General features: G+C 36.4%; 10 protein-coding genes and 1 pseudogene. 6 read left to right on the top strand and 5 right to left on the bottom strand.

Annotated elements, in window-relative coordinates; translation table 11 throughout:
• The 4 genes from ACFIO3_RS07740 to ACFIO3_RS07725 form a co-directional block, all read left to right on the top strand.
• Nucleotides 1-393 (top strand): hypothetical protein (locus ACFIO3_RS07740; RefSeq protein ID WP_375704280.1); only part of this gene is annotated, 393 nt, incomplete at its 5' end.
• Between the two features lie 397 nt (nucleotides 394-790).
• Entirely contained in the window at nucleotides 791-1,276 is a 486-nt protein-coding gene (locus ACFIO3_RS07735; protein WP_375608394.1) for a hypothetical protein, read from the top strand.
• A gap of 269 nt (nucleotides 1,277-1,545) precedes the next feature.
• Nucleotides 1,546-1,989 (top strand): single-stranded DNA-binding protein, encoded by a 444-nt coding sequence (gene ssb, locus ACFIO3_RS07730; RefSeq protein ID WP_375608393.1) that lies wholly within the window; start codon nucleotides 1,546-1,548, stop codon nucleotides 1,987-1,989.
• Between the two features lie 52 nt (nucleotides 1,990-2,041).
• Entirely contained in the window at nucleotides 2,042-2,536 is a 495-nt protein-coding gene (locus ACFIO3_RS07725) for a hypothetical protein (protein ID WP_375608392.1), read from the top strand.
• 7 nt (nucleotides 2,537-2,543) lie between these two features.
• Here the strand turns inward: ACFIO3_RS07725 and ACFIO3_RS07720 are convergent, their stop codons facing one another.
• From ACFIO3_RS07720 to ACFIO3_RS07710, 3 genes are all read right to left on the bottom strand, one after another.
• Nucleotides 2,544-3,023 carry a hypothetical protein gene (locus ACFIO3_RS07720; RefSeq protein WP_375608391.1) on the bottom strand — a complete coding sequence of 160 codons (480 nt, stop codon included), beginning with the start codon at nucleotides 3,021-3,023 and terminating at the stop codon, nucleotides 2,544-2,546.
• A 285-nt stretch (nucleotides 3,024-3,308) separates the two neighbouring features.
• Nucleotides 3,309-3,581 (bottom strand): hypothetical protein, encoded by a 273-nt coding sequence (locus ACFIO3_RS07715; protein WP_375704279.1) that lies wholly within the window; start codon nucleotides 3,579-3,581, stop codon nucleotides 3,309-3,311.
• 14 nt (nucleotides 3,582-3,595) lie between these two features.
• Entirely contained in the window at nucleotides 3,596-3,745 is a 150-nt protein-coding gene (locus ACFIO3_RS07710; RefSeq protein WP_375608389.1) for a hypothetical protein, read from the bottom strand.
• Between the two features lie 297 nt (nucleotides 3,746-4,042).
• On the opposite strand from ACFIO3_RS07710, the gene ACFIO3_RS07705 reads away from it, so the two are divergent.
• Both ACFIO3_RS07705 and ACFIO3_RS07700 read left to right on the top strand, forming a co-directional pair.
• On the top strand, nucleotides 4,043-4,357 hold the full coding sequence (locus ACFIO3_RS07705; RefSeq protein ID WP_375607311.1) for a hypothetical protein: 315 nt from the start codon (nucleotides 4,043-4,045) through the stop codon (nucleotides 4,355-4,357).
• Nucleotides 4,338-4,910, top strand: a pseudogene (locus tag ACFIO3_RS07700) (phage terminase large subunit); the annotation flags it as partial. The gene ACFIO3_RS07705 and the pseudogene ACFIO3_RS07700, both read left to right, overlap by 20 nt.
• Before the next feature lie 329 nt (nucleotides 4,911-5,239).
• On the opposite strand, the gene ACFIO3_RS07695 reads toward ACFIO3_RS07700, so the two are convergent.
• Together ACFIO3_RS07695 and ACFIO3_RS07690 are read right to left on the bottom strand one after the other, a co-directional pair.
• Nucleotides 5,240-5,413 carry a hypothetical protein gene (locus ACFIO3_RS07695; RefSeq protein WP_375682350.1) on the bottom strand — a complete coding sequence of 58 codons (174 nt, stop codon included), beginning with the start codon at nucleotides 5,411-5,413 and terminating at the stop codon, nucleotides 5,240-5,242.
• 22 nt (nucleotides 5,414-5,435) lie between these two features.
• Nucleotides 5,436-5,723, bottom strand: coding sequence for a hypothetical protein (locus tag ACFIO3_RS07690; RefSeq protein ID WP_375608387.1), 288 nt, complete (start codon nucleotides 5,721-5,723; stop codon nucleotides 5,436-5,438).
• Nucleotides 5,724-5,782 lie beyond the last annotated feature (59 nt).

Raw genomic sequence — 5,782 nt, 5'->3', positions numbered from 1 at the left:
TTGATAATAATAACAAATATTTTTGTAATTTTATGCAATTCTCATATTCCTTTTGAATTGCAAAATAATCCAAAATATAAAGATGATGATACAACGGGTTGGGTGAAACTAACACGTGATTTACAACAGTATATGCACAGACTTTTAAATATAATAATTTTAGCGCTTGTCGTTTTAATTTTTCCAAATAGTTATAAAGAAACGGTTTTTTTGCCTGTCATTTCTAGGTATGTGGAACACAAACTTCCTTTTTCATTGGATACTGTACTTTGGTACTCAGATATTGCTCTTTGGTATTCCTTTTTATTTTGTATATTGTTTCTTATGTTATATACACGCAGTTTAATAAACATATCTATTTACACACTACAGTGCTCAGTTAAAAAATCATAGTAAAATTCAGATTTTATACTTTTTACAGAGACTTCATTTTTATGACATTATAGACAGCAAGCTAGAAAAAGCGCGTTATATTCAATTAGGTAAGTATAAAAAAGAAAAAATTGCAAAGGCATGTTGACATTCGAAAGGCATGCTGTTAGAAAAGTATCAAGTGCTGAAAACACTTAGCGTTAAGCGGATAGGTTACGAAACAGCCTTTCCCATGCCTTTAAATACTGATTGTCTTTTATGCTTATTAAAGCGTATAATGATTTATGTCGGGTGTGCTGTGCTATATAATACTCTTTTTAGGGGAAAGCATAGCGACGGACTTAACGCCGTGTTTTCAACGCCCGGCGCCCTTATAGGGTGTCAATTGAAAACTCCATTACGTTAAGGAAAAATTCCAATGAAAAAATATGAATTTACAGGTGAGACAATTGTTGCTGGTTTACACACATTGCGTCTTATTAGAGCCATTAGAGATTTTGGAGACGTAAAAGCAGGTGACCTAGGTGGATTTATAGAAAGCAGTATGCACCTTTCGCATGATGGTGATTGCTGGGTTAGAGATAACGCCCGTGTTTGTCAAAGGGCGCGTGTTTACGGTAATGCACAAATCTTTGGTGATGCTTGGGTCTATGGTGACGCCCGTGTTTACGATAATGCAAAAATTCACGGTAAGGTTTGGATAGATGGTCATGTTTATGGCAATGCAGAGGTTTTTGGTGAAGCACAAACTCTACGCACCACTCATATTTTTGATAATGCTAAGGTCTATGGAAAAGCAGATGTTAGAGGCAAGGTTTATGGGAATGCGCATGTATTTGGCAATGCTAGCGTTGATATGTATGCTGAAGTTTATGGCAATGCCAAAGTTTGTGGTCAATGCTAGCATTTGTGACAATATCATAATCAATGGAAATGAAACGATTTTAGATCAAATTGCGTAAAAAAGCAGTGGTGCGGCGGGGGCGCCTGCTTTAAAATAGAAAAAAGAAAGCCATGTCATTTGCGTGATGTGGCTTTATGTTTATCAAAAGATAAAAAACATAATTTTATATGTTAAAAAACAATAATATCATTTTGAAATAATTGAAAAAATAAGCAAAGCATGCTAAGATTTTCTATGTATTTAAATACAAGTTTAAGGTAAGAAAAAACATGCTAAATAAAGTGATGTTAATTGGCTATTTAGGGAATGATCCCGAAAGCAAAACAATGAATTCTGGAACAGAAGTAGTCAATTTTCGTATGGCAACTTCTGAAAGCTATACGGATAAAAATACTCATCAAAAAGTAGAGAAAACGGAATGGCACTCCATTGTGGTTTTTAATCCATATTTGGCAAAAATTGCACTTCAATATCTCAACAAAGGTTCAAAAGTTTACGTAGAAGGAAAATTACAAACACGCAAATGGCAAGATAAAAATGGTATTGACCGTTACACAACAGAGATTGTTTTACCGCAATTCAAAGGCGAGTTGTATTTGCTTGATGCAAAGAAAGAGCAGTCTACCTCTTCTTCCGTTACTTCTCAAAATTATGCTATCGCTTCAGGTGCTAAAGATTATAGCGCATCTCTTAATGATAGCATGCCATTTTGATTAAAAAATAGAGCAAAGAGAAACATGTGGGCTCCCACAGATTAGGGGATGTATGAAAAAGAAAGATGCTTATATTTCACAAATGAAAGTACGTCAAGATCCTGTTAATCAATTGGCAATTGAAATGCGTGCTAAACGCTTTGGTTTGACGATTGAAGAGGCTAAAAATCCGCTTGCTGGGTCTTATGTTGGGCGGCTATGTTTGCAAGGTGTGCTTACTCAAGATCAGTATGATGCTGCGCAAAAATATCTTGAAGTGAAAAATGACTATTTGTGTGCAAAAGGTTTACCAAGCGCTGTTTATGACGAAATACCATCATCTTCTGATGACAAAGCAAGAGAAAAATGGGTCGAATTTGCAACAGGACAGTTTTCTAATATGCAAGAGGCGATAAAAGAAACACAACATCTCTATAGACAGTATAATCTTTATGCAGCAATACAATATATTGTTGTCGAAGACCAAACATTACCACATCTTGTGAATTCATTGCGGGTCGCTCTTAACGCGCTTCATAAATATTTTGACAGAAAAACTAAATGGTAAATGTTTATTATAATGTTTCAAAGGCAGTTGATTGCTCTTCTGATAGTTCGGCTATAAATACTGCGTGAGAAAAGCTAAATAATATATATACGAATAGCTCAAAGAATGCGATATAGAATACAATACCCATAGAGAGGTTTTCGTGAAACTCAATAAAAAGAATTAACATTTGTAGTAAAAATGAAACTGGTAGCGATTGTATTCTATATTGGATTGGTGCCATACAGACTGTAAGGGGAAGAGTAAGCATTAAAATAATTGTCCCTAACAAATAAGGGGCAAAAGAGCGGGGGAAAAACGTAGCAATGATGTACCCTGTAGAAAACATAATTATAAAGGTAACCACTGCTGTGAAATAGGAGAGCCCCACTAGGCGCAAGAGTAGAAATAAGCCACGTTTAGCAAAACGAAAGTAATAATTTATTGTTTTTTCTCCGTTTTTTTTTCTTAATCGCTTTATGTTCTCTAAATCTTTCTCGTTTTTCAATTATTTCGTTCCATTTGCTTTTATCCTTTGTAAAAGCATAATCGATAGTTTCTAACGTTGGCAGTATTATTGTTAATAGTATTTTTCCTACTAAATCTAGGAACTCTTTTAGAGTTTCAAGTATGCCCCCTAGAAATAATCCAATGCCGTAAATTACTAATATAATAATATCAATTAATATTGGGATTATTAAGATAAGGATTACAATTCCTATAATAAACCACATTTTCTCCCCCTTTTTATTAATCATTAATCATAGTATTGAATTTTTAATTGATTTTTTTCTCAACCAGATTCATTCTGTTTTTCCATTATCATTATCTGTTTCTGTTGTTGCCAAAGCTTTTCGTATAATTCCTCAATTATTTTCTCTTGTTCCTTAATCGCTTTGTAGTGTCTATCGACCATCCTACTGTTTTCCTTAACTGCTTCGTTTCGTTGTATAATCGCTTTATTAATTTTTTCATTCTCATAATCAAACGCCATCTGAGAGTATTCGACTAAGCGATCATGTTCAAAATTTGCTATTATTCCTAGGTAATTTCTCCAAGCAAACAACAAAATTGCTACTACTAATAAAGAGTTTCTTGAAAATTCAAGATACCAAATAAAAGAGTACCTTGAAATTCTGTATTCCGACCATTCTCTGCTTCTTCCCGCATGTCAGAGACTATAGTCCATAGGATGAGTATACCCACTATTACTATGACAATATCACGCATTGTTCTCCCCCGCTTTTTATTAGTTTCTAGTCATATAATTGATTCGTTTAGATGATACAATTGTGAGTGGTTGGTTGTTAAAGACACTAGATTTAGGTAAAAAAATAAAAAATATACAATATCGTGATTTTTTTGTTGACAGGATATGAAAAATAGTGTTTTATGGCGTTGCTGTACTAGTCGAATTGTGTCTAGAATTACGGTAAAGGTATAACCTTTCTTATAAGTTTATATGATTGTTCAGAGCCCTGCTTTTGCGGGTTTTTTTTATTGTCTTGTTTACAAAAAGAAACACACATGAAAACCACTGAAAAACTTGCAAAAAAAACGCCCCCAAAGGCAGGTCAAGGGCGAGTAAAAGGTGTGCCAAATAAAACGACACGTATTTTGAAAGAAGCAGTGCTTAAGGCAGCTGAGCGCGCTGGTAAGAAATATGGTGATGATGGTTTGATCTCTTATCTAGAAAAACAGGCAATCAAATGCCCCGCTGCTTATCTGTCATTGTTGGGAAAGATTTTGCCTCTTCAAGTGACAGGGGAAGATGGGGGCGCCATTAAGATGATAACGCGTGTAGAAATCGCGCCTTTGGTCAATGACGACACGACAGATTAATATTGTTCCAAAGCTTATACCGATTTTTACAGGTAAGGCTTTGGTGCGTGCTGCTTGGGGAGGAAGAGGGTCTGGAAAGACAAGATCATTTGCCTTGATGGCTGCTTTAAAAGGCTATCAATTTGGTATGGGAGGGATATCAGGCACTATACTTTGTGCACGTCAGTTTCAGAATTCGCTAGCAGAGAGTTCATTGGAGGAGATTAAGCGCGCCATTGAAGCCCATGATTTTTTAAGGGACTATTACAAGGTTGGGGAGTCGTCGATTAAGTCGATAGATGGTCGTATAGCCTTTCAGTTTTCTGGTCTGGACCGGAATATAGCCAGTATCAAATCGATGGGTCGTATTTTGCTCTGTTGGGTTGATGAAGCAGAGCCGGTTACAGAGACAGCTTGGCAAACGCTTATACCGACTTTGCGAGAAGAAGGAGAGGGATGGCGGGCAGAATTATGGGTGACATGGAACCCGTTGCGAGAGAATGCCCCCGTTGAGAAGCGGTTTCGCTTTTCAGACAATGAGGCAATCAAGCGTGTTGAGATCAACTGGTCAGACAAAGCAAATGCTTGTTTGTCAATTTTTTTAGCAGTTGCACAGATTTTGGGAATAAAACAATGTAATTGCCTTCTAAAAAACCTTTTGATGCTCTTCCCATTTTTATACATTGAAAAGGTGATACATAATCCTTTGTATATTTTGAGGCGTCGGCAAGATAGTCCGTTTCATGACGATATCCTGTCTAATTCCAGTCGGAATCCTTCTGGATCAGGTTCATTTGTTGCACGCATTGGAGCCAAGAAAAACAAGGGAGCATCTGGTAATGGCGCTTTGAAAGCAGTCAAGGTGTTATCAAGTTTAGGAGGGGTAGTTAAACCGCTGAGCATTCACTGATGAAGATCATCAGAAGTGGTCACCAAAAGTTCCGGAGATAATCCGTCAATTATATCTGCATGATGATTGAGTAGAGTGATCAATTCATTAATCATATTACTATCTGCCGAAGTTGGTTCCTTAATGCTCCCATCTCGTTCTTGACGCATACGGAATTTGTCAACCAAGTTAACAATAGAAAGAGGAGCTTCAGATTGTTTTATAATGAGCTGACTTTAGCGAATGGAGCAAGAAAGCCATTGGCACTTGTCCAAAATTTTTCATAATATTCAGCTTATAACGGTTTGCTGCAACCGATGTTGTGATACTAGCATCGGCTTTTTCAGCCTTACAAAGAACGGCTGCATCAGCATTGCTGTTGGCAAATACTTTGTCATATTGATGAGCTACCAGAGATTGCGGAGTAGGACGAGTCGCTACGATTTTAATTTCATCAGCCTTATTGTGTTTAGCTAAAATCATAGAATGGGTAGGCATGAAAAGCTATTAAATAATTGCATGTCACCTAAACGGGTGAATATAAATGTATGCAAGTC

Source organism: Bartonella sp. AD328YNZD, from assembly GCF_042196425.1.
This window is presented reverse-complemented; position numbering and strand designations above follow the sequence as displayed.